Origin of the sequence: Bacillus sp. FSL R5-0654, from assembly GCF_038008745.1 — a bacterium.
Classification (GTDB): Bacteria; Bacillota; Bacilli; order Bacillales; family Bacillaceae; genus Bacillus; species Bacillus safensis.
In genome coordinates this window covers 1,064,578-1,088,550 of sequence record NZ_JBBOZV010000001.1, presented here as the reverse complement: position 1 = coordinate 1,088,550, position 23,973 = coordinate 1,064,578, and the positions used below count along the sequence as shown (strand labels likewise).

The following is a 23,973-nucleotide window of genomic DNA, read 5'->3' as shown; positions in this document are numbered from 1 at the left end:
AGAGCGTCTCTTCTTTTATTCATCCTGATTTCTTTTGACACCAACTACTTGCTCCTTTGAAATCGTTCCAAAATGCCGGCTGTCGAAGCTATGTATTCGGTTATCTCCGATTACGAAGTAATGGTTTTTTTTGATTTTATCTTGTCCTGTGATGGCTTTCAGCTGAAAATCTCCTGTCAGGACATTCCCCATTTTATGTTTTTTCTGCTCTTTTAAATAGGGTTCTTTCCATTTTTCCCCATTGACAAATAACTGATCATCTACATACTTGATCGATTCTCCTGGGAGCCCAATGACCCTTTTGATCAAAATTTGATTTTTAGGGCCGTGAAATAACACATAATCAAACCGGCTAATTTTCGTGAGTTTTGGCGAGAACTTGTTGATTAATAATTCTGTTCCATCTGTAAATGTGGGGTCCATACTAACCCCTTCTACTTTATACTTCACAAACATGAAATTCTTTACCTGGAACAATAAGACGATGCATGTAATAATCATCAACCATAGCAATGGCTTCTTTTTCATTAAGAGCCTCCTTTGTCCTCACGCTTGCTCATTCGAATGTTCAACCTATTTTCTACTCTCTTTCCAACATACCATAATAAAACGATAACTAGAACCGCAAAAACACTTCTTAACGGATTCTTTACTAAAGCAGAAAGATCATAACCGATAAAACTAATGATAAAGAGCATGACACACTTACCAGCTAAAGCAGCTAATGAAAATTGCCACATGCTAATTCTTGATAAGCCTGCGACAACATTGACAGCCGCGGAAGGTGTAAAAGGAAAGCAGAGTAAAATAAATAACGGACCAAATCCCCGTTTCTCTACCCAAAGCATTAATTTCTTAATGGAAGGGTGTCTGCTGATAAAGTTCAGCATTCTCATCTGTCCAAATTTTCTGATCAGTAAAAAGACAAGAATAGAACCTGCACTTGCACCGATCCAGGTTAATAAAAAGCCTTCCCAAAGGCCGAATGCATTCGCATTTGCCACCGCAAACGCCACGAGTGGTAAAAACGGAAGAAATGCTTCAATCAGAGGAAGCAATATAGCGACAATTGGTCCAAAGGCCTTGTAGCTTTCAAAAAATGATGTGATATTTTCATGAGTAAATAGAGAAAGAAATGATGTCAACTTGTTTGACTCCTTCAAGGTTTGTCTACATTTCATTTTACATGGAAAACATAAAAATATACAAATGAATCCCACTCGCCCCCTTGAGATTATTTGACTCATTCGATATAATAAATAAGAACATTTGTTCTATTTTTAAAGAAAGCAGGCTTGGACATGACGAGACTATCAAGAATACAGCTTCAGATGATGGAACAGGCCATCTTTCTCCCAATGGTCATCTCCATCCTCAATCGTGATCTGACACACTTAAAACAACATCAAACATTTAAATTAAATGAACCATACATTCAGCTTGTGACCTCCGTGTTAAAGGAAGCACAGAAAGCACTTTACGAACTGAAGCAGCATTTACGTAAAGAAAATATGAAAGTACAGAAAATTGAACACGATGAAGGATTTACAACGTATCTATTTATCATAAATGGCTATGAAGAAAAGCATAAATACTTTAATCCGCGTATACGTCACCGGGTAGAGGAACTGCTGACTGGATATTTTCTGCATCAAGCAAATTAACTTCTTGCTAAAATGCGGCGTGGTACCCATGCAAAGAAAAAAGCCTGCCGCGGCGGCAGGCTCCTTCTTATTTATGATAATTCAAGCTGTTTTCTCAGCTCTGTTCTAACTTCTTCTAATCCTGGTCCATCTAACTCAAAGTAATACACATTCCCAGGCTGATAATCATGGCCCTTTAGCTGAATCGTATCCACTGATTTCAATGAGCTCAGTAATGGAAAAAGACCGATGAACTGCTTCATGGAAAGATTGGTTGAGACATTATCACCAAGCGTATCAATGATGTTGTCATATGACGGGATCGAAGAAATCGATTTAGATTTTTCGAAGATGGCTTGAAGTGCCTCCATTTGGCGTTTTCCGCGCATGAGGTCACTATCAGCCTTTCTCGTTCTCACAAAGGCTAAAGCTTCTTCACCATTTAACGTATGTGTTCCTGTTTGCACATGAACTTTCCCTTTTGAATCCTTTTCCATTTGTTTTGCGATGCCTTCATCTTTAATCGTTACGTCAATTCCATTTAACTCATCCACAATGTCTTGAAACGCCTTAAAGTTCCCGGAAATCACATAGTCTACAGGAATGTTCAATAGGTTTTCGACCGTTTTGACTGACAAATCTGCACTCCCAAACGCATGGGCGTGAGCAATTTTATCATATCCTCTCCCCGGTATATCCACATAAGCATCACGAGGAATACTGAGAAGCTTAATGGTTTTGTCTGTTCGATTCACCGCCGCCAGTAAGACCGCATCACTTCTTGCTTCGTCTACCGTTTCACCTGGACGGCTGTCAATTCCAAGCAGCAGCACCGAAAAGCTGTCCTTTCCTGGATCAAAAGCTTTCACACGCTTTTGCGAGGTGTCTCCTCTTTCTAATGATACTTGCGCCTTATTCGACGCTTTTGAAATTTTATAGTATGCGTATCCAGTCACGGACACTGCCATCACCATGACAAATGCCATGATAAACAGCACGGCTTTTACCCAAGGCCTTAGTCTTCTTTTTGATCTTTTTTCCTTCATCCTTTCCGAACCCTCACTCTATCTTAGTCTATCAATGTAGGTTCCACTATAACATATTTTGATGAAAGTTTCCTGCATGCAACATATTTTTATGAATCCACAATAAAAAAGCCGCTCAAGATGAGCAGCTTTCGTCCATTATTTTTGGCTAATTCCTTGTTTTACTTCATCAATCATGGCAGTGAATGATTCAAGGCCGCCGCCAGATAAATACCACATGTCAGAGTTCAAATACACCACATGGTTGTTTTTGACTGCTTTCACTGATTTCACATAATCATTTTCAACAAGCTGTTTCGCAGACGTTTCTTCTCCGATCGCTGCGCCTCGGTCAACGACAAATAGATAATCTGGATTCGTTTTGACCATGTATTCATACGAAATGCTTTGTCCGTGTTTATCAGATGGCTCAAGATTTTGATCTGCCGATGTGATACCAAACACATCGTGGATGAGACCGTATCTTGACTTAGGACCAAAGGCTGTCATTTTGCTGTCGTTCGCCATGATCACCAGTCCATTTTTCTTTAACTCTTTTGCTTCTTTCTTTAAAGCATCCACTTTTTGATCAATGGCAGCAAGTTCTTCTTTGACTTTGTCTTCTTTATCAAAAATCTTGCCTAAAGTTGTGGCATTCTTTTTAAATGATTCCATATAATTGGCGTTGTCTACATCCATATAAATCGTAGGGGCAATTTCAGAAAATTCATCGAATGCATCTGCTTGACGGTGCTGGATAATGATTAAATCCGGCTTGATTTCTGCAATTTTTTCAAAGTTCGGCTCTTTTAATCCGCCGACATTTTCATATTTGTCTCCTTCATATTTAGATAAATATTTAGGCACCACTTGTTTCGGTAAAGCTGTTACATTCACACCTAGTTTGTCTAGCGTATCAAGGCTTCCCATATCAAACACGACCACTTTTTTCGGGTTTTTCTTGATCTTTACACCATCTTTATTCAGCATGTCTTTTACCGTCACAGTTTCTTCTTTAATTCCTTCTGTTTTTCCTTGATTTCCGCAGGCAGCGAGTACCACGATCGCTGTTAATACAGTCATCATCCATATCCATTTTTTCATACGTGATCACCTCTTTATTTTTTAAGAAAAATATAAGCAAATACGCTCACCGCGAATAACTTCAATCGGTATGCGCATGTCATAAATTTGTTCAAGTGCATCTGTTTGAATCACTTCGTCCACTCCACCTTCTTTAATAACCTGTCCATCTTTTAAGGCGACGATATGATCGGAATACACAGAAGCAAAGTTAATATCATGAAGAACGACAACAATTGTTTTCCCAAGATCTTTGACGAGCTGCTGAAAGAGCTTCATCATCTCGACAGAATGATTCATATCCAAATTGTTTAAAGGCTCATCTAAAAAAATATAATCTGTATCCTGCGCCAGCACCATTGCAATAAAGGCTCTTTGTCTTTGTCCACCGCTCAGTTCTTCTACATATTGATGCTGGATATCAGCAAGCTTCATGTATTGGAGGGACACATCGATCATCTTCTCATCCTCTTTAGTCAGACGGCCCTGTGAGTAAGGGAAACGGCCAAAACTGACAAGCTCCCGAACGGTCAGCCGCACATTCATATGATTGGCCTGCTTTAAAATACTCATCTTCTTCGCAAGTTCCTGCGGAGGGTATGCGCTATATAGGTTGTCTTCTAAATAAGCTGCACCTGAGTCTGGCTGAATCAGCCGGCTCATAATGGATAAAAGCGTGCTTTTCCCCGCACCATTCGGACCAATGAGAGAGGTCAGCTGTCCCTTTTTCACACTGATTGTTGTGTCGTGAAGCACTGTTTTTCCGTTATACGTCTTACTGACGCCCTTCATCAAGACCATGAACGACTCTCCTTTAACAGTAAATAAATAAAATACAGTCCGCCGACTAAATCAATCAACACACTAAGCGGCGTTTGAAAAGTAAATACCTTTTCTACAAGAAATTCTCCGCCTACAAGGGCAATCACACTAATAAAAAAAGAGCCTAATAGCAAGTATGTATGCCGGTATGTCCGAAAAAGCTCTCGTGCGACGTTTACGACGAGTAAGCCGAGGAACGTAATCGGTCCGACAAGTGCCGTTGCGATAGACACAAGGACAGCTATTACGATCAGCATCTTTTTTGTGACACTGTCGTAGTCAATGCCTAGATTCACCGCATGCTCCTTACCAAGAGACATGACATCTAATTTGGAGCGGAATGTCCAAATGTACACACACAGCGCCGCAAATAAAACAGAAGCAATCAGTAAGATGTCCGTGTTCATGTGATTAAAGCTTGCAAAGGATTTATCCTGTACGACTTGATATTCATTCGGATCGATCAGCATTTCCATAAACGAAGAAAGACTTTTGAACAATGTCCCAAACACAATTCCAACAAGCAGAAGCAAGAAAATATGTTTATTTTTGCGTTTGAACATGACTGTATACAGCAGCACAGAAAATAGTATCATCAGCCCAACGCAAAGGAAAAAATTAAAATTCTTATTGACGATCATTAAATGAGTCGACCCAAACACATAAATAATCGCTGTTTGCAAAAACAAGTACAGTGCGTCTAAACCCAATATGCTCGGCGTTAAGATTCGATTGTTGGTCAAAGTTTGGAAAACAACAGATGAAAAGGCAATCGCGCCTCCCGTTAATGTCATCGCAAGCACTTTCTTTAAACGACTTGGGACTGTGTACGGCCAGTACCCCATTTGAAAGGTAATAAAAATTACGATCAACACGGCTGCAATGGCTGCAATCAGGCATAATATACGTTTCTTATGCATAGCGTTTCCTCCTTAATAACATGTACAGGAAGATCGCACTTCCGATGATGCCTACCATGAGTCCAACTGATATTTCATATGGATAAATGATCACCCTTCCGAGCACATCACAAATCAGAACAAAAATAGCTCCTAGTAAAGCTGTATGCGGGAGGCTTTTTTTCAAGTGATCGCCGCGGTAGATCGAAACAATATTCGGAATGATTAATCCAAGGAATGGCAGCATTCCGACAGTTAAAATGGTGACAGACGTAATCATTGAAACGATCACCAAACCAACCGCCATCACACGTTTATACGTTAAACCTAAGTTAACGGCAAAGCTCTCGCCCATGCCTGCCACTGTAAAGCGGTCAGCATATAAATACGCAATGATCAATAGTGGAACGCTCACATAGAGCAGTTCATAACGCCCTTGGACAATAAGAGAAAAATCTCCTTGAAGCCATGCGGATACGTTTTGGATCAAATCATATTTATAGGCTATAAACGTAGATATTGAACTGACAATCCCCCCAAACATTAAGCCGACTAATGGTACATAAATCGTATCGTTCACCTTAATATGCCGCAGGATTTTTAAGAAAAGAAGATTCCCACCTAAAGTAAATAGAAACGCAATCCCCATTTTCATAAGTGGATTCACATGTGTAAAAACAAGCATTGCTACTAAAATACCAAGCTTCGCCCACTCCATCGTTCCTGCAGTGGTTGGTGAAACAAATTTATTCCTCGTCATGCTTTGCATAATAAAGCCGCATAAACTAAGGCTCATACCAGCAAGCACAATACTCACGAGACGCGGGAGGCGGCTTGAAACTAACGTGTGCACTTGTTCATCTGTTAAATGAAACAGCTCTAAAATGGACAGATCCTGTACACCGACAAACAGAGATATACATGCCAAACATACAAATAACAAACTTAATTGATACAATTTCATACAGGTTTCTCTCTTTCTATCAAGCTCTATCCGCCACAAATGATTATCATTATCAATTAAGCGACAGTTCATATATTATCACATCTAGTGAAATATTCAATAGCGGTATGAAAAAGACGCAAACTCAAAAAAACAGCCTGCGGCAGCGGCTGCTTTTTTCATCATGATTGAATATCAAATTGAAATTGTCCATTCAGTTCTTCTTCTGCTTCTTGAAATAACTGACGCAAGTTCTCAGCATAATCACCAAGAGCGTCTTTGCTCGTTTGAAAATTCACCCATGTCAGTTCTACTGGAAGAGCCACCTCTCCTGTCAAACAGTCCCAAAGGGCATCAAGATTTTTTCCGTAATAGTCAGGAAGGTGTAAAACTGTTTTTAGCTGGTCATGAAGCTCTTCTTGCGACCTGCACGCTGCACCGTCAAGCTGCACTTTTTTCATGTTCATCTTCCCCTCTCCTCTCTATATTTTAAACGAATTGGAGGAGAAAGAGAAAGTTGGACATCTTACTTTTGTTTCTGCCTGATACCTGAGATCAAGAGAATGAGGCAGGCAGCCAAAACGATCAAGAAAAAGAGGGTTAACACGATCTGAGTACCATACATATCAGCGAAGAGGCCAACAAAGACACTCGGAATACCAAGCCCTAAATAGGCAAACAAGTAATATCCTGCAACGGCTCTAGCCGCCTCCTTTTTCCCTCGCTCAACAATGAGCTGAAGGCCACCTAAATAAGTAAATCCATAGCAGGCAGTACCCGCCAGCATCGTTCCGGCAAGCACAAGGAAAATAGATCCGCTGTTTGCACCGTATAGTAAGAGGCCATATCCGCATGGAAGACAGATAAACCCCAAAAGGAGCGCTGTGCTGCTATTCATCTTACGCACAAAGGGCTGCATCAGGACACCTGCCATATTAATTAAAAAGAGCGCTGGCCCTACCCACAATTCATAACCATTTAGTTTAAGCTGTGCTGGCAAGATCGAAATGACAAGGCCGCACACCGACCATGCGATAGCAATGGCTGCATTCGCCGGCATTGTTCCTTTTGGAAATCTTGGCATGTTCATCATCGGTTTGCCTGTATCTCCTTGGACAGGCGGCACAAAAAAGAAGACACCCATCATGGTTAAGATTAAAAAGGCCAGCACAATCCAATAGCTAAGCGGCGTGAGCGACACACGCTGAAAAGAAAGAAGTGCTGTAAAAAGAGCACCGCCCCCAAATCCAACCGAACTGCATAGTGCAATAAAAGTTGGAATCCAGCCTGACTTCTCTGGATATAAAGCAATCAAATATGCGGTGCATGTTCCAACACTAAGACCAAGTCCGACACCTTGCAAGAGCCGGGCAGCAAAGAGCACCTGTATGGAAGGGTGTACAATCATCAACAAGGTGGCACATAACGAAAAGCCAAGCGCAACCAATAAAATCGGTTTGCGTCCAGCTCGGTCAGAAATGCCGCCAAGAAAAAGCAAAACTGGAATAAGTCCGAAGACATACGCGGCAAATACAAGTGCTGTTGCCGCCTTTCCGTACCCTGCTTGTTCTGCATACGCCGTATAAAGGGGCACTTGCAGATTCACAGCAATCGTAATCATAAAAAGACCAAGTAAAACGAAAATAAACGGGATGATGGATAGGTGTGCCGTTTCTTCTTTGGATGCTGAAATCATTTGACTCTCTCCTCTATGTCATTGCATATGAGAACAGTGTACACACCATTTGGCTTACTTCCTACATCCAAAAATGACACTATTGACCAGTCCATAATTCCGTGTCATCATCAACTTATGATGTGAAAACGAGAGAAGGTGCACGATGTATATTCATTTAGACCGTTCAAGCGCTACTCCGCTCTGGCAGCAAATCGTGACTGAGATCATTCAAAAAATTCATACACAAAAACTGCATCCTGACGATCAGTTAACACCGACAAGAGTGTTAGCACAGGAGCTGAATGTATCAAGATCAACCGTACAGCTTGCCTATGATGAGCTGCTGGCAAGGGGTTACGTGAGCACATCTAGAAGAGGTGGTACAAAGGTCATTTCAAGCGATCAATATACAGCTTCCCCTCCCCATCAAAGTGAACCGCCTTTCTCACCTCCGACAAGACCTCACTTTGAAGAGGCCGAAAAACAAATGGATCATTGGCTGTCAGCCAATCAATTTCATGAGAAGCTTGATATTGATTTTCGTCATCAGGAGCCAGCCATCGATGCACACTTTCAAAACATATGGAAGCGCTCGCTCATGAAAGCATTACAGCGATTAGATATGAAGGATTGGGGCTATTCCTCTTCGCATGGATTATGGGAGGTGCGTTCAGAAATACGACAATATTTATCTGTTGAACGCGGGATTGATGTAGAGGAAGATCAAATGGTGCTAACAGGTGGCACGCAGCAAGCCATTGATTTGATTTCACAGGTATTGCTAAAAAAAGGTGATACAGTGGCTGTTGAAGATCCAGGTTTCCCTGGGGCAAGGCTGTCGTTTATGCATCGCGAAATGAACATTCATCCCTCACCAGTTGATGAAGAAGGAATGGTGGTGAATACATTGCCCCGGCGAACAAAACTGATTGCTGTGACGCCCTCCCATCAGCGTCCAACTGGAGTATGTATGAGTGTAAACAGAAGGCAGCAGCTGCTGAAGTTTGCTGTCAGCCATCAGTCTTATATATTAGAGGACGATTTTGATGGAGATTATCGTTACCATGGCGGGCCGCTCCCTTCCCTATTTTCAGAAGCTCCCGAGCATGTCATTTACATCTTAAGCTTCTCAAAGGTGCTGGCACCTGGCATCCGCTTAGCTGCCATTGTCGGCTCCAGAGCAGTCATGAAAGAAATTGCCGCACTGCAATCACTCATTCAAAGGCAGCTGCCCATTATGGAACAAATCACACTCGCTTCTTTTTTCAAAGAAGGGGAATTCACGCGGTATGTCAGGCGAATGAGACAGCTGTATAAAAAAAGACAGGCAGCCATGATGGAAGCCCTTTTGACACATCACTTTGACAAACACTTCCGTATCTATGGAACCGATACGGGCCTTCATGTCTTTTTAGAAGGAGCGCAAGACTTTGATGAAAAAGAAAGCATTGAGGCAGCAAAAGCAGCTGGTGTTGGCATTTATCCGTTAAGTCCTTATTGTTTTGAAAGCAATCGAAAGGGATTACTGCTAGGATTCGCCTGTACGGACGAAAACATGATTCAAGAGGGCGTCCGCCGTTTAAAGAAAATACTTCACATTTAAAAAAGCCTGGAAGGTTTACTTCCAAGCTTTTTAAGATGATTGCTGAATCTGACCTACTTCTTCAATAAATGCGGCTGTCTGCTGCAAGCCATCCTGAAAATGATGGGTAGCGGAAATAAACAGCTTCTCTTGATCGGGATGCTTCAAGAGCTTTTCCACCTTACTGATCCCTTTTTCAAAGGAAGCAAGTCCTGTCTTTAATTGTTGATTGGCCTTTTGATAAGCGGCTGGAACTTCTTGATGATCCAGCCCTTTTTGAATCACACGATCAAATGCTTTCGTCGCTTCTGTCAATTTTTTATTTGTTTGGATCTTTCCGTGTCCATCTGAGATAAACTGATCGGTCATATTTTCATATGCTTTATTTAACTCATCCATATAAGACTGCACCCATTGTTCATAAGCAGCTTCTTTTGTGTCTTGCTTTGAAGGCGGCTGACCTGCTTGCTGACAGGCTGCTAGTAATGTCAAAGTTAGGATAAATAGCAGCACCAAATGTGATTGTTTTTTCATACAGAGCCTCCATTTCTTCATCCCATTCGTTCATATCGGTCAAATATAAGCATCCTTTACCACATAAGATTTCTTTTATTGTAACAGACAAGCTCGTGTCACTTCTGTGATTTATGAGTAAATGGATGAAAATACGTCAAAGGATCCACATTTCCCTGTCATTTCCCAATACAACCAATAGACGACGAGACATACGTATTTGGTTTCAATGAGTTCATCTTTATGATGCAGCGGCATCTTTTTACATTGCATTCATGCTTGATAAGAGGTCCAGCGGCTGCTCTGCCGCTGGCTTTTGACTAATATCTGTTACGAAGCTCCCTTAATATAAAATCGTATACGAGATTGAGCTGCTGTTCCTTTGGATACAGCATAAATTCTTGTTTCTTCGGAAGACCACCATCAAGACGATCTTGAAATTTCGTTCGGAGATATGCTGTCCGGTGCACCTGACTCTCAAATGATTTATATGAGACATCAAGTTTGACGGTTTGCTCATTTGTAAAGGTGACCACCGTGTCTCCGAGGGATGATTCTTGGAAGGTATGAATGTATTTGTGGGAGATCCAGCCGCACTGAGGACGGTTGGATGAATAAGTTGGGAAGAAATACAGATGATTGGATGAGTCAATCACAATTGGGGGTTTGTGAGAAATTCCTGTTACTTCGTATGTTCCCGCCTTTCTGCCTGCATAGCTTGAGCCGAAGAATCTGCAGCTGCGTTCAATAATTTGCAGGGGCTTTAATTCAACGTAAAAGCTTGTCTCTCTTTCTATGACTTTTGAATATACTCTTTTTCCTTCTTCAACTGGAAGGACCGCCATTGTTGTTTGATTAATGACGTATGAATCTAAAGGTGTTTCACTAATTCCTGACACTTCATTTCCTCCTGTGTTAATATTTGGTTATTTAAGATACTATTAATCTATCACCAACATATAAGAAACGACAGGATTTTTTCAAAATTTATTAAAAATCATCTTTTTATCATATTTTTTAGTCCATTCGATCTATCGAAAAGCCATTTTTAAAGATATATCACATCCTGTCGATTGGACAAGAGATGTCGATTCTGCTCAAAAATAAATTGTCTAAAAATTATAAATTCTTGTTGATTTTTTCTCCGCCAATCCATATACTATAAAAAAGGCATCGGGGGGATTCTTTATGAAAGAGAAAAAAACGTATGCTGAGCTCATGAAGTCCCGCAACACCCAAAAAACCGAAGAAAACGGCGTCACCATTTTAGACATCTATATTCAAATGGTTTTAGATGAGGCGCTTTATAAACAGCGCTTAACCTTCCTAAGAGAAGAGATTGATAAGGCACTGGATCAGCGTGATGAAAAGCGATTCAATGACTTGTCAGCTCAATATGCAGAACACTGCTTACATCAATCATGATGATTTTACTTGCGGCAAAGAGACAGCAACTCGTCTCTTTACCGCAAGTTTTTTGTTTATCCATTTAAAATGGTCCCGCCATTCACATGCAGCATTTGTCCATTCATATAAGATGAGTCTTCGCTCGCTAAAAATAAATAACTTGGCGCAAGCTCTACTGGCTCACCAGGACGTTCCATTGGGACATCTCCGCCAAATTCAGAGACTTCTTTTTCCGTAAAGGTTGAGGGAATCAGCGGTGTCCAAATAGGACCGGGAGCTACTCCATTCACTCTAATCCCTTGTTTAATGAGCGATAAGGATAATGATCTCGTAAAGGTTACGACCGCCCCTTTTGTGGATGAATAATCGATCAAAGTTTCATGCCCTTTATAGGCGGTGACAGATGCTGTATTAATGATGCTGCTTCCTTTTTTTAAATGAGGAAGAACAGCCTTTGTTAAATAAAACATGGCAAAAATATTCGTTTGAAACGTCCGAAGAAGCTGATGCGAGGTAATTTGCTCAATGCTTTTTTGCGGATGCTGTTCCCCGGCGTTATTCACCAAAATATCAATGGAACCGAAGGCATCTTTTGTTTTTTTGACGACCTCATTTGAAAAAGCCTCATCCCCTAAATCACCTGCAATTAAGATGACACGGCCTCCCGCTTTCTCAATATAGTCCTTCGTCTCCTCAGCGTCACGATGTTCACTTAAGTAAACAATGGCGACATTGGCACCTTCTTTCGCAAATAAAACAGAAACTGCTCTTCCAATCCCGCTGTCTCCACCTGTCACAATGGCTGTTTTTCCTGCTAACTTTTTATCCTGCACCTCACGATCAAAGATAGGTCTAGGATTCATTTTATATTCAAGACCCGGACGTTCATTTTGGTGCTGAGGCGGCAATGTTTTCTTCGGCTGCTTTGTTGACACGTTAGTCCACTCCTTCCTTTTATCTTGTTTATTTTTATGTGCTGGCGGCTTTTTTATGTATGACGCCCCTGTTTCCTTTCAGATGTATGATTTTCAGCATTGTGGAAAAATTATACACAACAAGTTAATGGAGGCGACAACATGCAACAAGAACATAAAGGAATGGAACAGGCAAAATCGTTATGGCTGGCGGACAGTCAGAAATATTCTTTCCCTGCTGTCAGTGAAGATCTCACAGCAGATGTGATCATTGTCGGCGGCGGTATTACCGGCATCGCTGCGGCGTTTGAAATGACAGAGCGAGGACTAGATGTGATCATCATTGATGCCGAACAATTGCTGCAAGGCACGACCGGACACACAACGGCTAAAATCACCTCACAGCATGATGTATACTATTATGAGCTGATTCAACAAATTGGGATGCCAAAAGCACGTTTGTATGTAGAAGCAAATGAGAAAGCAAAAGACCTCATTCAAGCTCGTATTAAAGAGCACGACATTGATTGTCAGCTAGAGATAAAAGATGCTTACCTTTATACAAAGGAAGAAAGCGGTGTAAAAAAGTTAAAGAAGGAATTAGATGCCTACAAACAGCTTGGTATTGACCGGGAATGGAAAACAAAGCTTCCTTTTGACGCTGACATTAAAGCAGCCCTTGCGATGACCAATCAGGCACAGTTTCATCCCCTTCATTATCTCAATGCGCTAATCGACAAGCTCCTAGAGCGAGGTGTACGTATCTTTGAACAAACAACCGCTGTTGATGTAAAAGAAGGGAACCGGCCTGCTGTCGTCACAAAAAGCGGACATCATCTGACAGGGCGCTATGTCATTTCATGCTCACACTTTCCTTTTTATGATGGAAAAGGACTTTATTTCACCCGAATTCATCCAGAGCAATCCTATGTCGTAGCAGCTAGAACAACTAAACCACTCCCAGACGGAATGTACCTAGGAATTGACCAGCCTGCTCACTCTTTAAGAACGGCAGAATGGCACGGTGAAGAAGTAGTCCTCATCGGAGGAGAAGGCCATAAAACAGGACAAGGCGGAGATGAATCCGCTCACTATGAAGGACTAGAAACGTTTGGAGATGCCACCCTTGGAATAGAAGAAGTGCTGTATCGCTGGTCGACACACGATATGGTCACAATGGATCAAATCCCTTACATTGGCCGCCTGACCAAACACCACCAGAATATCTTTGTAGCAACCGGCTTTAGAAAATGGGGCATGACCACAAGCCACGTCGCAGCCACTCTTATCGGTGATTTAATTGAAGGAAAATCGAATCCATATGAATCAATCTTTACGCCATCAAGACCTGTTACTGACTCTTTCGTCAAAGATTTCGTTAAAGAAAATGCCAATGTCGCTGCCAAGCTGATCAGTGGTAAATTTAAACGAACTGATCAAACAATCGATGATTTAAAACCAGGCGAGGGCGGCATTATCTCGTATGAACATAAAAAGTGCGGCGCCTATAAATCAGAGGATGGGAATGTCTTTCTAGTCGATACAACGTGTACTCACCTAGGCTGTGAAGTAGCTTGGAATAATAGTGACCGCACTTGGGATTGCCCGTGTCACGGTTCACGTTTTTCCATTACTGGAGAAGTAGTAGAAGGCCCTGCTAAAAAACCACTAAAAAGGTCATATAAAGAACAGTAAAATTTCACTCGTTCCCCCTTTAAAAAATCCAATATTATCCGATAAAAAACATAAAGTCTGATATTTTTGATGATTATGGGGGGACAAACACATTGTTATTTAAAAAAGAACCGAAAAGAAAAAACACTGCTTTTTTCACACAGCAGGATGATGGGATAAAACGAATCAACTTCTCGAACAATACGGACATCGCCAAACAAATCAAAATGATTGACCTGACACAGCATGACCTATTGATATTAAAACAGCTCAATCCAATTGTTCAGGATGATATTGCCCATATTGTTGATAAGTTTTATAAAAATTTAGAAGTCGAGTCTTCCTTGATGCATATCATTCAAGACAATAGTTCTGTCGATCGTTTGAAAAAAACACTCCGCATTCATATTAGCGAAATGTTTGCAGGTGTGATTGACGAAGCCTATGTGGCAAAACGCATTAAAATCGCGCAAGTTCATTTACGGATTGGGCTTCAGCCTAAATGGTACATGGCAGCATTCCAAGACCTTCTGCTATCCATTATGGATTTATTCGCTAACCATATCCAAGATTTCAAAGAATATCAGACAGCGGTCAAAGCGACGACGAAAATTTTAAATTTAGAGCAGCAGTTAGTCCTAGATACATTCCAAAATGAATATTCTAAAATTCGTGATGAAGCAGAAGAGCAGCAGCAGGAGCTTCATACAAAAATCACAGAGACTTCAAATTCGCTTGCTTCGCTCTTCTCAAACACAACAAGTGCAGTCGACAAGCTTGTCTCAAAATCGGATGAGATGGCGGACATGTCACAAGCTGGAACACAAATTTCAGCACAGGTCGAAGAAAAATCAATCGGCGGTAAAAAAGAATTAGAAATTCAGCAAACACAAATGAACCAAATTGATGGCAGCATGACAAAGATTGAAACAGAAATTAAACGCCTTGAAGAAATCGCCAAACAAATTGAACAAATCTTTGGGATTGTCACAGGCATTGCAGAGCAGACGAACTTGTTATCTTTAAATGCTTCAATCGAATCTGCACGAGCAGGTGAACATGGAAAAGGCTTTGCTGTCGTTGCAAACGAGGTACGCAAATTATCAGAGGACACCAAGAAAACGGTTTCAACTGTATCTGAACTTGTCAACAATACGAATTCACAAATCGCCATTGTTTCTCAGCACATTGCGGACGTGAATTTACTTGTGACAGACAGTAAAGAAAAAATGACACAAATCAATTCACTCTTTGATGATATCGTCAGCAGCATGAACTTAAGCAAAAACCAAAACGGAAAAATTGAAATTGACCTTCAGACCTTCCTTAACGAATTGAAGGAAGTCAAACAAACGGTGTCTCAAGTCGCAAGTTCTGTCGAATCCTTAACAAGCCTGACAAATCGCTAATACAGCCTTTTTTCTTCTGCTTTAGTATAATAGAAGAAAAGATAGAAAAGGCGGGATTTGATTGACAACAATTTGCCTAGTCAGACACGGGGAAACAGATTGGAATGCAGCGAAACGAATTCAAGGACGAACAGATATCCCTTTAAACGACACAGGTAAATGGCAGGCTGAACAAACTGGACTTTACTTAAAGGATGTCCATTGGGATGTTGTCATTTCCAGTCCACTAACAAGGGCAAAAGAAACGGCACACTTGATTTTAAATCATGTCCATGCCCCACTTGTCATCATGGATGATTTTATAGAACGAGATTATGGTGACGCTGAAGGCATGTCGTTTGAGGAGCGTCAAAAGCTGTTTCCAGATAAACAATATCCAAATATGGAACCAATTGAGACGATTCAAAACCGAATGCTAGAAGGTATTGAGAAAGTCAGAGCCGCCTATCCAGATCAACATGTCCTGATCGTGGCTCACGGAGCTGCTATCCATGCTTTACTCACCACTTTGGCTGATGAACATATGGGTCTACAGAACACGAGACTTGTTAATGCTTGCTTAAATTATGTGGAATGGTCAGATGGTAAATGGAAGGTCCGTGATTACAACGTGGTCAGCCATTTAACTCAATCCACCCCTTCTTAAAGAGCCTGTTATCTTAGCAGGTTCTTTTTTATGGCAAAAACAATGATAAAATAATATTTTTTTATATCGAAATTCGAAATAGATGCTAGACGATTCTACCTATTTTATGGCTTTTCGGGTATCGAATAATTAACCGGAAATGGATCATGAGAAAAAAAGCACACTCCCTTTTTAATAGATCATCGCTGAAATGATAGAATAAACATATTTTACCACCAGTTCCAAGTGACTTAATTCCCCAATTTTCGCTAGGACTTTCACAAAAATTCGGGTCTACTCTTATTTGCCTACTTCCCTTAAACTGAATATACAGAATAATCAAACGGATCATTCTTATAGACTACGGATGATTATTCTGAAATAAGAAAAAGGGATGTGGAATGTGCGTGAAAAAGAAAAATGTGATGACAAGTGTTTTATTGGCTGTCCCTCTTCTGTTTTCAGCAGGGTTTGGAGGCTCCATGGCAAATGCCGAGACGGTCTCCAAAACAGATAGTGAAAAAAGCTATATTGTTGGTTTTAAAGCCTCTGCCACCACAAACAGCTCTAAGAAACAAGCTGTCATTCAAAATGGTGGAAAACTAGAAAAACAATACCGCCTCATTAATGCTGCACAAGTGAAAATGTCCGAACAAGCCGCCAAAAAACTTGAACATGACCCTAGCATTGCTTACGTAGAAGAAGACCATAAAGCAGAAGCATATGCACAAACCGTCCCTTATGGAATCCCTCAAATCAAAGCTCCAGCTGTACACGCTCAAGGTTATAAAGGTGCTAATGTCAAAGTAGCTGTCCTTGATACTGGAATCCACGCTGCACACCCTGACTTAAATGTTGCAGGCGGTGCGAGCTTCGTCCCTTCAGAGCCAAATGCCACCCAAGACTTTCAATCACATGGAACTCACGTAGCTGGAACCATTGCTGCCCTTGATAACACAATTGGTGTTCTTGGGGTCGCTCCAAGCGCTTCCCTATATGCTGTGAAAGTATTAGACCGCAATGGCGACGGACAATACAGCTGGATTATTAGCGGTATTGAATGGGCTGTGGCCAATAACATGGATGTCATCAATATGAGTTTAGGCGGAGCAAGCGGTTCAACAGCACTTAAAAATGCCGTTGATACAGCAAACAACCGCGGAGTCGTTGTTGTTGCCGCGGCAGGTAATTCAGGCTCTAGTGGCTCTAGAAGTACAGTTGGCTATCCAGCCAAATACGAGTCTACAATTGCTGTTGCCAATGTAAACAGTAACAATGTCAGAAACTCATCTTCTAGCGCAGGTCCTGAATTAGATGTTTCTGCACCTGGTACTTCTATTTTAAGTACAGTGCCAAGCAGTGGATACACTTCTTATACTGGAACATCTATGGCATCTCCTCATGTAGCAGGAGCAGCAGCGCTTATTCTTTCTAAAAACCCGAACCTAACAAATTCACAGGTTCGCCAGCGCTTAGAAAATACAGCGACACCGCTTGGTGACTCATTCTATTATGGAAAAGGGTTAATCAACGCTCAAGCTGCTTCTAACTAACAAAGTGTGATAAAAAAATCCGGCTGATCCAGCCGGATTCAGCGCGTAGACAAACCCTCGCATTCGGTGTCAGTCCTGCGTGCCGGTGCTCACGAATGCTCAATTCGCTCCGCTCCGGTACTCGTCCTTCCTAGACTTCAAAGGTTTTCTATCACGCTGAAAAGAAGACAAAGAGCTAAAATAAAAATCATTTTAGCCCTTTGTCAACAATCTAAATCCGGCTAATCCAGCCGGATTTTATTTATTACTGCTTTTTCGGCGTTTTCTCTTTTTCCGCCGCTTTTTCCATATCCATGATTCTCTCCATCATGGTTGGGTGTCCATAGCGGAAGATCTTCACTAAAAACGGTGGATTTACCTGGGACAGCCCTGATTTTGCAAGCTTTTGAAAAGACGTTACGCCTGCCTCCCCGTCTTTTGTCATGTTCACCGCATATTCGTCGGCTGCCCGTTCTTGATGCCTTGACACTGCATTTGTAAAAGGTGAAGCTGCAAATGACAGCATCGATACGATGATTAAAAGAAGCGGAAGAGCAGCAATGTCGTGTGACACCTTGAGACGAAATGTGGCTGCTCCTTTTTGATAAAGATAAAAATAAAGACGGTCGATCGCAAATAATCCGGCCAATGACAGCACTAAATATCCTGCTAATCCAATATAGACATGTTTCATGACGTAATGTCCCATTTCATGCGCCATGATAAATAAAATTTCTTGGTCTTTCAGCTTTTGCAGTGTTGTATCCCATAAGACAATACGCTTATTTTCACCAATTCCTGTGACATAAGCGTTCATCGTATTCGTTTTCTCAGACATATTGACCTCATATACATGATCTGCCGGAATATGCGCTTTGTCTGCCAGCGTTAATATTTTCTTCTCTAGAGCTTGATCCTTTAGTGGATAAAAATTGTTATATAACGGATCAATGACGACCGGTTGTATAAAGAAGAGAAACAGCGTAACTGGGACTGTCAAACACCACGCATACAGCCACCAGCGTTTTCTTCTCTTTTGAATCAGCCAAAAGAACACAATAGCACAAAGGGAAAGAAGCGGATATTGAATCCAAAAATCCAGTGTTTGATCTTTCAACCAGCTTGCCGTACTTTGTGCAGATACTCCGTAGTGCAAAGAAAGCTGATAGCCAATCCACTTAATTGGCAATGAAATGATCATTGTTAGAAGTGACAGCACAAACACATACACAAGTTTGCTTAAAAACTTGAAACGAGCTGCTGCCAAGCTCCAGTCTGCTATTTTCCGTGAATACCCTGAAATGAGCAAAAGGAAAAAGACATACCAATCTAATGGGATGGTGATGAAATACAGCAGATTCCGTATATTCGAGAAATTCTCGCTGATCACAAGCTCATGACTTGTCATAAAGGTATGCGGATCTGCACTTGTCCCTTTTACACTTTCAGGTACCGATGAATCTCCCATTAGAAACAGATACGAATAAATAAAAAGACCGTACAATATGTATGCTACTGTTGCAAGAGCCATCCATTTACGTACTCGCACAGGTCAGCCTCCTTTCCATCCCTCTCTCTATTCTAGTCACGCATTTTTTCGTTTAGAACCTGTCTCATGTGGCTCCATCATAGCATGCCCCATCAGAAAAAGCTTTCGCGAAAAAAATGATTATGCGACTCAAAAATCGGAGAAGCTACATGTAAAACAGTAAGTTGGAGGATCAAAATGAAGAAAATCCTTGCAGGAGTTGTGATTTTTGGACTTTTATTAATCACCTTCTTTTATGTGTTCAGCCGGACGAGCGAAATCTTTGATGAGAATCGAGCTGAAAAATTGCTGCTCTCACCTGCGAATGAATCCATCTCTTATGAAATAGATGATAAGGACACAGTAGAAGATTTAATTGAAGAATTAAATAAAGGCAAACAAACAAGCAATCATCTCAAGAAAAATTTAAAAAAGCCCGATTATATCGCCAAGGTGATGTTCGGACGCACAAACGGCACCACCTTCCAGCTTTGGACCAACCGATCACAGGTCGTTTTTTTAGTTGATGGAACGTTTTATGAACTGAATCAAAAACAGTCGAATTCTTTTCAGAGACAGTTAAAAGAAGCCATTCAAAAGAGCTAAAATGATCTTTGAGAGAAAACCTTGAATTGCGAGGATTTGTCTACATGCGAAGGGAGTCTCCTCATCAGAGACTCCCTTTTTTTATTTACTTTCTTCTGCTTGATACTTTTCTCTTAGCGCTCTTCTTAAAATTTTACCTGTTGTGTTTTTAGGAATATCATCTATGAAATGGATCGTTTGGGGCTGCTTATATTTTGCTAAATAGCGTGAACAATGTGTGATGATGTCTTCTTGATTGATGTGAGCATGTTTCTTAGGGGAAATGTAACAGACGACTGCCTCTCCCGTGTTCGGATCTGGCACACCGATGACAACGGCTTCTGCTACAGCTTCATGTTGATAGAGTACTTCTTCTACTTCTCTTGGATAAACATTATAACCGCCAACAAGAATCATATCCTTTTTCCGATCGACAATATAAATATATCCTTCTTCATCTCTTCTCGCCAAATCGCCAGTATACAGCCAGCCGTCTCTTAGTGCAGCTTCTGTATCTTCTGGCATTTGATAATAGCCTTTCATGATGTTTGGCCCTTTTGCTATCAGCTCTCCGACTTCATTTGGACCGACTTCTTCTCCTAGTTCATTCACAATTTTATTCTTCACATTCATAATGTCAGTCCCGACAGAACCTGGTTTTCTTTTTCCGTCAAGAGGATTGAATGCAGTCACTGGAGAAGCCTCTGATAGCCCATAGCCCTCAAGGACCGTAACACCGAATTTTTTCTCAAAGCCATGGAGTAAGGCAACAGGCATTGAGGCACCACCTGATATACAGATCCTCACGGATGACATCGCTTCCTCATGCCCCTCCTGGCGGTACAAATAGTTATACATGGTGGGCACTCCAACAAATAGCGTTGGCTTCTCTTTTTCCATCATGCGCAAAAGCTCTGACGGGCTGAAATGCGGCAAGACATAAATCGTCGCACCATGAATCAACGGCGCATTCATACAGACTGTTAAACAAAATACATGGAACATTGGCAAAGCGGCAATAACCTTGTCCTCTTTATCAATCGATAAATACTCAGCGACATCTCTGGCATTTGAATAAAGGTTGAAATGAGTCAGCATGGCACCTTTTGGTTTTCCTGTCGTGCCAGATGTAAATAAAATAACAGCAGTATCATCTGGCTGAATGGAAGGATGTACGTTTTCATTCGCAGCACCTGACACAAGTTTTCCAAAGAAAACAAGTCGATCAGATACTTCCTTGAAGCTTGATCTGCACGCCGATTCATTTTCTGCACAAATAATGACTCTTTCAATGGACGGAAGCTGCTCATACACCTGCTCGTAAACTGGCAGAAGCTGTTCAGGCGCCACAATACCTTTCACATCGCCTGTGATGAGCATATATCCAATTTCACTAGGTGTATACGTTGGGTTAATAGGTACAACGACAAGCCCTGCCTTTAATGCGCCAAAAAAAGAAATGACAAAATGCGGTGAATTTCCTAAAATAAGCGCGATATGATCCCCGGCTTGAAACCCTTCGTTGACTAATCCATCTGCAAAACGCTCGATACTTGTCATCAGCTCTCGATAGGTCCACTTCTTTCCTTCAAAGATCAGTGCGATATTTTCTCCCTTCGTCATCGCCGTCTGCTGAAGATTTTTGATCAAATCCATTCTCCCACCCCTTACATGTCATCAATGAATGAATGACCATTCATTTTATGGCCGAACATTCCTCCTTTCTATTATAATAGACAATCGAAAAAATCCACAAGATCAAATGTAAATCGCTTTCATTTCCTTCAATCAAAAAAGCACTGCTATCTCTAGCCGTGCTTTCTCGAATTAATAAATCAAATCAAGAAAATCCTCTTTTGATACGTTGCCGAAATAGTGGCGCATATCCATATCTTCTAAGACATCACTGATCGTTTTACGATCATATTGCTGTCCGATGAGCCGCTTCTCAATATCGGCAATATCCCCTACGCCAAAGAAATCACCAAAGATTTTGCAATCCTGGATCATCCCTTTTTTCACTTCTAATCGCAAATCAATGGAGCCTGCAGGGAATCTCTTAGAATGCTGCAAATTAAATTTCGGTGAACGGCCGTAGTTCCATTCCCATTTTTGATAACGATCTCGAGAAATTTCGTGAATCTTTTCCCAATCCTTTTCAGTCAGGCGATATTGAGGAACGTCCCCATTTGTATCAAAAATGTAGCTTAAAAGAATTTTTCTAAATTCTTCTGTTGTCATTTTTTGATCCATCAGTTCACTGATATTGGCAACCCTGCTTCTAATCGATTTGATGCCTTTTGATTCAATTTTTTCTTTTTTCACATTTAAAGCCGAAACGACATGTTCAATTTCTGAATCAAATAGCAGTGTGCCATGGCTGAAAATACGTCCTCTTGTTGCGAACTGGGCATTTCCAGAAATTTTACGTCCATCTGCCATGATGTCATTTCTGCCGCTCAATTCAGCTTTAACGCCCAGCTTTTCAAGCGCTTTGATGACTGGCTCTGTGAACTTTTTAAAGTTATGGAAGCTGTCTCCATCATCTTTTGTGATAAAGCTGAAGTTTAAGTTCCCTTTGTCATGGTAAACTGCACCACCGCCGGATAAGCGGCGCACGACTTTGATTCCGTTGTCTTCCACATACTTTGTGTTGATTTCTTCTATTGTATTTTGGTTCTTTCCAATAATGATCGACGGCTGATTAATGTAAAACAGCAAATAGGTTTCTTCTGGATCTAAATATTTTAAGCAATATTCTTCAATTGCCAAATTAATCATTGGATCATAATGTTGTTCGTTATCGATAAACAGCATCTCTATCTTCCTTCCTTGTTCCATCTAAGCCCTGAATGGGCAAGCTGTATACTGCCAGTATATAACGCCTGTGCTTCATTGACTAGGTCTTTATGACGACCAAAATGGGGCAGATGAGTGATGATGAGTTCCCCAACATTTGCTTCCTTTGCAATCTTCCCTACTTCCGTACTGTTCATATGTCCAGCACCTGATCCATCTTGTCCAGCGTAAAAATTGCTTTCGGCAATGAGCAGATCTGCCCCCTTGCTAAATGGAATAAATGCCTCCTGATAGCTTGAGTCTGCTGTATACACGACCACAGCATCTTCTGCCTGAATTCTCATCGCATAGCATTCTGCTGGATGAACCGTTTTCAAAAATTCAATTTGAAAGGGGCCGAGTTGAATCCCTTCTTCCGGCTGATAAGGCTTTGCCTTTGTATGTATATCATCAGAAAGCCGTCCAAATGCTTCTTGATCACCAGTATGTCCATAGATCGGAAGCGATCCGCTGCTTTTTCCTAAATGATATCCCACTAGCTTCGCATATTGGAGTGGTCCGATATCTGCAATATGATCGTGGTGATAATGAGAAAGGAGAACAGCATCTAGTTCTTCTATATCAATGTATTGCTGCAGCTTTGAAAGAACACCGCTTCCGCAGTCTACAAGAAGACGAAAGCCATTTGATTCAAAAAGGTAGCCTGATGTCGCTTCACCAGCTGCCGGAAAACCTCCATAGCATCCAATTACGGTTAATTTCATCGTCATTTTTCCCTCCTTTTCTAAAAATCCCCTTCTTACAATATACCCATTTTTCATGAAAAAAGCATTCTTCCTGCCTATTGTTACAAAACAGATTGACAATTATCAATCTGTTATAATACAATAATAGCAACAAAACGTATAGGAGGATGACAAATGCTAGGAAAAATCACAGAGTTTTTTAGAAATTTGCCCTCAAAAAAATGCACAAAATGTGGAAATGATTTAATGGAACAGCACGAGTGTTATGGTAATGAATGTGAGGAATGCTCACAAGTAAGTTATCTTAAATAAGGAAATAAATTGAATAAAAAAGCACTTTTTTCCTCCTTCGTCAGTTGGAGTCAAAAGTGCTTTTTATTTTTTCTGAAAAATAGGTAAAAAGGTAAAACCCCTGTCACAAAAGGGTTTTTTAGTATTTTCATATGATGAGTTTTAGTTCTGAAGACACTTTTTATTGACTCGAAGCAATGAAGGGGGTTCTAAATGTCTATTTTTTCTAACAATTTTGTATTTTCTTAATATAATTTTATCGTGGACGAACCTCT

At 41.0% G+C, this 23,973-nt stretch carries 25 protein-coding genes and 1 pseudogene; 10 read left to right on the top strand and 16 right to left on the bottom strand.

Annotated features, from left to right (window positions below):
• Nucleotides 1-15: 15 nt before the first annotated feature.
• Both lepB and NSS76_RS05310 read right to left on the bottom strand, forming a co-directional pair.
• Complete coding sequence (gene lepB / locus NSS76_RS05315; RefSeq protein WP_044335799.1) at nucleotides 16-528, bottom strand: signal peptidase I; 513 nt, start codon at nucleotides 526-528, stop codon at nucleotides 16-18.
• On the bottom strand, nucleotides 528-1,145 hold the full coding sequence (locus NSS76_RS05310; protein ID WP_024425492.1) for a TVP38/TMEM64 family protein: 618 nt from the start codon (nucleotides 1,143-1,145) through the stop codon (nucleotides 528-530). The genes lepB and NSS76_RS05310 overlap by 1 nt, the downstream gene beginning before the upstream one ends.
• A 156-nt stretch (nucleotides 1,146-1,301) precedes the next feature.
• Between NSS76_RS05310 and NSS76_RS05305 the strand changes: the two genes are divergently transcribed.
• Nucleotides 1,302-1,664 (top strand): hypothetical protein, encoded by a 363-nt coding sequence (locus NSS76_RS05305; protein ID WP_044335801.1) that lies wholly within the window; start codon nucleotides 1,302-1,304, stop codon nucleotides 1,662-1,664.
• Nucleotides 1,665-1,735: 71 nt separating this feature from the next.
• Here the strand turns inward: NSS76_RS05305 and NSS76_RS05300 are convergent, their stop codons facing one another.
• From NSS76_RS05300 to NSS76_RS05270, 7 genes are all read right to left on the bottom strand, one after another.
• The gene (locus NSS76_RS05300) at nucleotides 1,736-2,689 is read right to left on the bottom strand and encodes an LCP family protein (RefSeq protein ID WP_024425490.1); all 954 of its coding nucleotides are present in this window, start codon (nucleotides 2,687-2,689) and stop codon (nucleotides 1,736-1,738) included.
• A gap of 138 nt (nucleotides 2,690-2,827) precedes the next feature.
• The gene (locus tag NSS76_RS05295) at nucleotides 2,828-3,772 is read right to left on the bottom strand and encodes a siderophore ABC transporter substrate-binding protein (protein WP_044335805.1); all 945 of its coding nucleotides are present in this window, start codon (nucleotides 3,770-3,772) and stop codon (nucleotides 2,828-2,830) included.
• Between the two features lie 21 nt (nucleotides 3,773-3,793).
• Nucleotides 3,794-4,552: an iron ABC transporter ATP-binding protein gene (locus tag NSS76_RS05290; RefSeq protein WP_044335807.1), complete on the bottom strand. Its 759-nt coding sequence runs from the start codon at nucleotides 4,550-4,552 to the stop codon at nucleotides 3,794-3,796.
• Nucleotides 4,543-5,493: an iron chelate uptake ABC transporter family permease subunit gene (locus tag NSS76_RS05285; RefSeq protein ID WP_024425487.1), complete on the bottom strand. Its 951-nt coding sequence runs from the start codon at nucleotides 5,491-5,493 to the stop codon at nucleotides 4,543-4,545. Before NSS76_RS05285 ends, NSS76_RS05290 begins: the two co-directional genes overlap by 10 nt.
• A complete protein-coding gene (locus tag NSS76_RS05280) occupies nucleotides 5,486-6,436 on the bottom strand; it encodes an ABC transporter permease (RefSeq protein WP_044335810.1) in 951 nt (316 codons plus the stop codon). Before NSS76_RS05280 ends, NSS76_RS05285 begins: the two co-directional genes overlap by 8 nt.
• Before the next feature lie 161 nt (nucleotides 6,437-6,597).
• The gene (locus NSS76_RS05275) at nucleotides 6,598-6,876 is read right to left on the bottom strand and encodes a barstar family protein (RefSeq protein ID WP_024425485.1); all 279 of its coding nucleotides are present in this window, start codon (nucleotides 6,874-6,876) and stop codon (nucleotides 6,598-6,600) included.
• 65 nt (nucleotides 6,877-6,941) lie between these two features.
• Nucleotides 6,942-8,111, bottom strand: a complete 1,170-nt coding sequence (locus NSS76_RS05270; protein ID WP_024425484.1) for an MFS transporter — start codon at nucleotides 8,109-8,111, stop codon at nucleotides 6,942-6,944.
• A 145-nt stretch (nucleotides 8,112-8,256) separates the two neighbouring features.
• Between NSS76_RS05270 and pdxR the strand changes: the two genes are divergently transcribed.
• Complete coding sequence (gene pdxR / locus NSS76_RS05265) at nucleotides 8,257-9,696, top strand: MocR-like pyridoxine biosynthesis transcription factor PdxR (protein ID WP_073204600.1); 1,440 nt, start codon at nucleotides 8,257-8,259, stop codon at nucleotides 9,694-9,696.
• A 30-nt stretch (nucleotides 9,697-9,726) separates the two neighbouring features.
• Here pdxR and NSS76_RS05260 read toward each other — a convergent pair whose 3' ends face one another.
• The gene (locus NSS76_RS05260; RefSeq protein WP_073204598.1) at nucleotides 9,727-10,209 is read right to left on the bottom strand and encodes a hypothetical protein; all 483 of its coding nucleotides are present in this window, start codon (nucleotides 10,207-10,209) and stop codon (nucleotides 9,727-9,729) included.
• 299 nt (nucleotides 10,210-10,508) lie between these two features.
• Nucleotides 10,509-11,087: a competence protein ComK gene (locus NSS76_RS05255; protein ID WP_024425481.1), complete on the bottom strand. Its 579-nt coding sequence runs from the start codon at nucleotides 11,085-11,087 to the stop codon at nucleotides 10,509-10,511.
• 289 nt (nucleotides 11,088-11,376) lie between these two features.
• On the opposite strand from NSS76_RS05255, the gene NSS76_RS05250 reads away from it, so the two are divergent.
• Nucleotides 11,377-11,613: an IDEAL domain-containing protein gene (locus NSS76_RS05250; protein ID WP_008348804.1), complete on the top strand. Its 237-nt coding sequence runs from the start codon at nucleotides 11,377-11,379 to the stop codon at nucleotides 11,611-11,613.
• A gap of 56 nt (nucleotides 11,614-11,669) precedes the next feature.
• On the opposite strand, the gene NSS76_RS05245 is transcribed toward NSS76_RS05250, so the two are convergent.
• A complete protein-coding gene (locus tag NSS76_RS05245) occupies nucleotides 11,670-12,530 on the bottom strand; it encodes an SDR family oxidoreductase (RefSeq protein WP_133744021.1) in 861 nt (286 codons plus the stop codon).
• A gap of 141 nt (nucleotides 12,531-12,671) precedes the next feature.
• On the opposite strand from NSS76_RS05245, the gene NSS76_RS05240 reads away from it, so the two are divergent.
• The 5 genes and pseudogenes from NSS76_RS05240 to NSS76_RS05225 all read left to right on the top strand — a co-directional run bounded on the left by NSS76_RS05240 (nucleotide 12,672) and on the right by NSS76_RS05225 (nucleotide 17,770).
• A complete protein-coding gene (locus tag NSS76_RS05240) occupies nucleotides 12,672-14,204 on the top strand; it encodes an FAD-dependent oxidoreductase (protein ID WP_133744022.1) in 1,533 nt (510 codons plus the stop codon).
• Nucleotides 14,205-14,296: 92 nt separating this feature from the next.
• Nucleotides 14,297-14,836: pseudogene (locus tag NSS76_RS19615) on the top strand (protoglobin family protein); the annotation flags it as partial.
• 144 nt (nucleotides 14,837-14,980) lie between these two features.
• Nucleotides 14,981-15,592, top strand: coding sequence for a methyl-accepting chemotaxis protein (locus tag NSS76_RS19610; RefSeq protein WP_404841197.1), 612 nt, complete (start codon nucleotides 14,981-14,983; stop codon nucleotides 15,590-15,592).
• Between the two features lie 61 nt (nucleotides 15,593-15,653).
• Entirely contained in the window at nucleotides 15,654-16,238 is a 585-nt protein-coding gene (locus NSS76_RS05230; protein WP_044335819.1) for a histidine phosphatase family protein, read from the top strand.
• Between the two features lie 386 nt (nucleotides 16,239-16,624).
• Nucleotides 16,625-17,770, top strand: coding sequence for a serine alkaline protease SapB (locus tag NSS76_RS05225; protein ID WP_192929551.1), 1,146 nt, complete (start codon nucleotides 16,625-16,627; stop codon nucleotides 17,768-17,770).
• Nucleotides 17,771-18,014: 244 nt separating this feature from the next.
• On the opposite strand, the gene NSS76_RS05220 is transcribed toward NSS76_RS05225, so the two are convergent.
• Nucleotides 18,015-19,298, bottom strand: coding sequence for a M48 family metallopeptidase (locus tag NSS76_RS05220; protein ID WP_073204584.1), 1,284 nt, complete (start codon nucleotides 19,296-19,298; stop codon nucleotides 18,015-18,017).
• Between the two features lie 177 nt (nucleotides 19,299-19,475).
• On the opposite strand from NSS76_RS05220, the gene NSS76_RS05215 reads away from it, so the two are divergent.
• A complete protein-coding gene (locus NSS76_RS05215; protein WP_024426550.1) occupies nucleotides 19,476-19,883 on the top strand; it encodes a hypothetical protein in 408 nt (135 codons plus the stop codon).
• 81 nt (nucleotides 19,884-19,964) lie between these two features.
• Here NSS76_RS05215 and NSS76_RS05210 read toward each other — a convergent pair whose 3' ends face one another.
• From NSS76_RS05210 to NSS76_RS05200, 3 genes are all read right to left on the bottom strand, one after another.
• Nucleotides 19,965-21,518, bottom strand: a complete 1,554-nt coding sequence (locus tag NSS76_RS05210) for a fatty acid--CoA ligase family protein (protein WP_206533948.1) — start codon at nucleotides 21,516-21,518, stop codon at nucleotides 19,965-19,967.
• Between the two features lie 171 nt (nucleotides 21,519-21,689).
• Nucleotides 21,690-22,679 carry a lipoate--protein ligase gene (locus tag NSS76_RS05205; RefSeq protein ID WP_024425472.1) on the bottom strand — a complete coding sequence of 330 codons (990 nt, stop codon included), beginning with the start codon at nucleotides 22,677-22,679 and terminating at the stop codon, nucleotides 21,690-21,692.
• Nucleotides 22,680-22,681: 2 nt separating this feature from the next.
• Nucleotides 22,682-23,425 carry an MBL fold metallo-hydrolase gene (locus NSS76_RS05200; RefSeq protein WP_073208289.1) on the bottom strand — a complete coding sequence of 248 codons (744 nt, stop codon included), beginning with the start codon at nucleotides 23,423-23,425 and terminating at the stop codon, nucleotides 22,682-22,684.
• Between the two features lie 156 nt (nucleotides 23,426-23,581).
• On the opposite strand from NSS76_RS05200, the gene yhfH reads away from it, so the two are divergent.
• The gene (yhfH, locus tag NSS76_RS05195) at nucleotides 23,582-23,719 is read left to right on the top strand and encodes a protein YhfH (RefSeq protein WP_008359029.1); all 138 of its coding nucleotides are present in this window, start codon (nucleotides 23,582-23,584) and stop codon (nucleotides 23,717-23,719) included.
• Nucleotides 23,720-23,973 lie beyond the last annotated feature (254 nt).

Bases quoted from the DNA above. Each gene is read 5' to 3' on its own strand.
- yhfH (WP_008359029.1), top strand. From the start codon at position 23,582: ATGCTAGGAAAAATCACAGAGTTTTTTAGAAATTTGCCCTCAAAAAAA.
- NSS76_RS05200 (WP_073208289.1), bottom strand. From the start codon at position 23,425: ATGAAATTAACCGTAATTGGATGCTATGGAGGTTTTCCGGCAGCTGGT.
- NSS76_RS05305 (WP_044335801.1), top strand. From the start codon at position 1,302: ATGACGAGACTATCAAGAATACAGCTTCAGATGATGGAACAGGCCATC.
- NSS76_RS05280 (WP_044335810.1), bottom strand. From the start codon at position 6,436: ATGAAATTGTATCAATTAAGTTTGTTATTTGTATGTTTGGCATGTATA.
- NSS76_RS05275 (WP_024425485.1), bottom strand. From the start codon at position 6,876: ATGAAAAAAGTGCAGCTTGACGGTGCAGCGTGCAGGTCGCAAGAAGAG.
- lepB (WP_044335799.1), bottom strand. From the start codon at position 528: ATGAAAAAGAAGCCATTGCTATGGTTGATGATTATTACATGCATCGTC.
- NSS76_RS19610 (WP_404841197.1), top strand. From the start codon at position 14,981: ATGGCGGACATGTCACAAGCTGGAACACAAATTTCAGCACAGGTCGAA.
- NSS76_RS05250 (WP_008348804.1), top strand. From the start codon at position 11,377: ATGAAAGAGAAAAAAACGTATGCTGAGCTCATGAAGTCCCGCAACACC.
- NSS76_RS05210 (WP_206533948.1), bottom strand. From the start codon at position 21,518: ATGGATTTGATCAAAAATCTTCAGCAGACGGCGATGACGAAGGGAGAA.
- NSS76_RS05215 (WP_024426550.1), top strand. From the start codon at position 19,476: ATGAAGAAAATCCTTGCAGGAGTTGTGATTTTTGGACTTTTATTAATC.
- NSS76_RS05300 (WP_024425490.1), bottom strand. From the start codon at position 2,689: ATGAAGGAAAAAAGATCAAAAAGAAGACTAAGGCCTTGGGTAAAAGCC.
- NSS76_RS05205 (WP_024425472.1), bottom strand. From the start codon at position 22,679: ATGCTGTTTATCGATAACGAACAACATTATGATCCAATGATTAATTTG.
- NSS76_RS05285 (WP_024425487.1), bottom strand. From the start codon at position 5,493: ATGCATAAGAAACGTATATTATGCCTGATTGCAGCCATTGCAGCCGTG.
- NSS76_RS05295 (WP_044335805.1), bottom strand. From the start codon at position 3,772: ATGAAAAAATGGATATGGATGATGACTGTATTAACAGCGATCGTGGTA.
- NSS76_RS05260 (WP_073204598.1), bottom strand. From the start codon at position 10,209: ATGAAAAAACAATCACATTTGGTGCTGCTATTTATCCTAACTTTGACA.
- NSS76_RS05240 (WP_133744022.1), top strand. From the start codon at position 12,672: ATGCAACAAGAACATAAAGGAATGGAACAGGCAAAATCGTTATGGCTG.
- NSS76_RS05290 (WP_044335807.1), bottom strand. From the start codon at position 4,552: ATGGTCTTGATGAAGGGCGTCAGTAAGACGTATAACGGAAAAACAGTG.
- pdxR (WP_073204600.1), top strand. From the start codon at position 8,257: ATGTATATTCATTTAGACCGTTCAAGCGCTACTCCGCTCTGGCAGCAA.
- NSS76_RS05270 (WP_024425484.1), bottom strand. From the start codon at position 8,111: ATGATTTCAGCATCCAAAGAAGAAACGGCACACCTATCCATCATCCCG.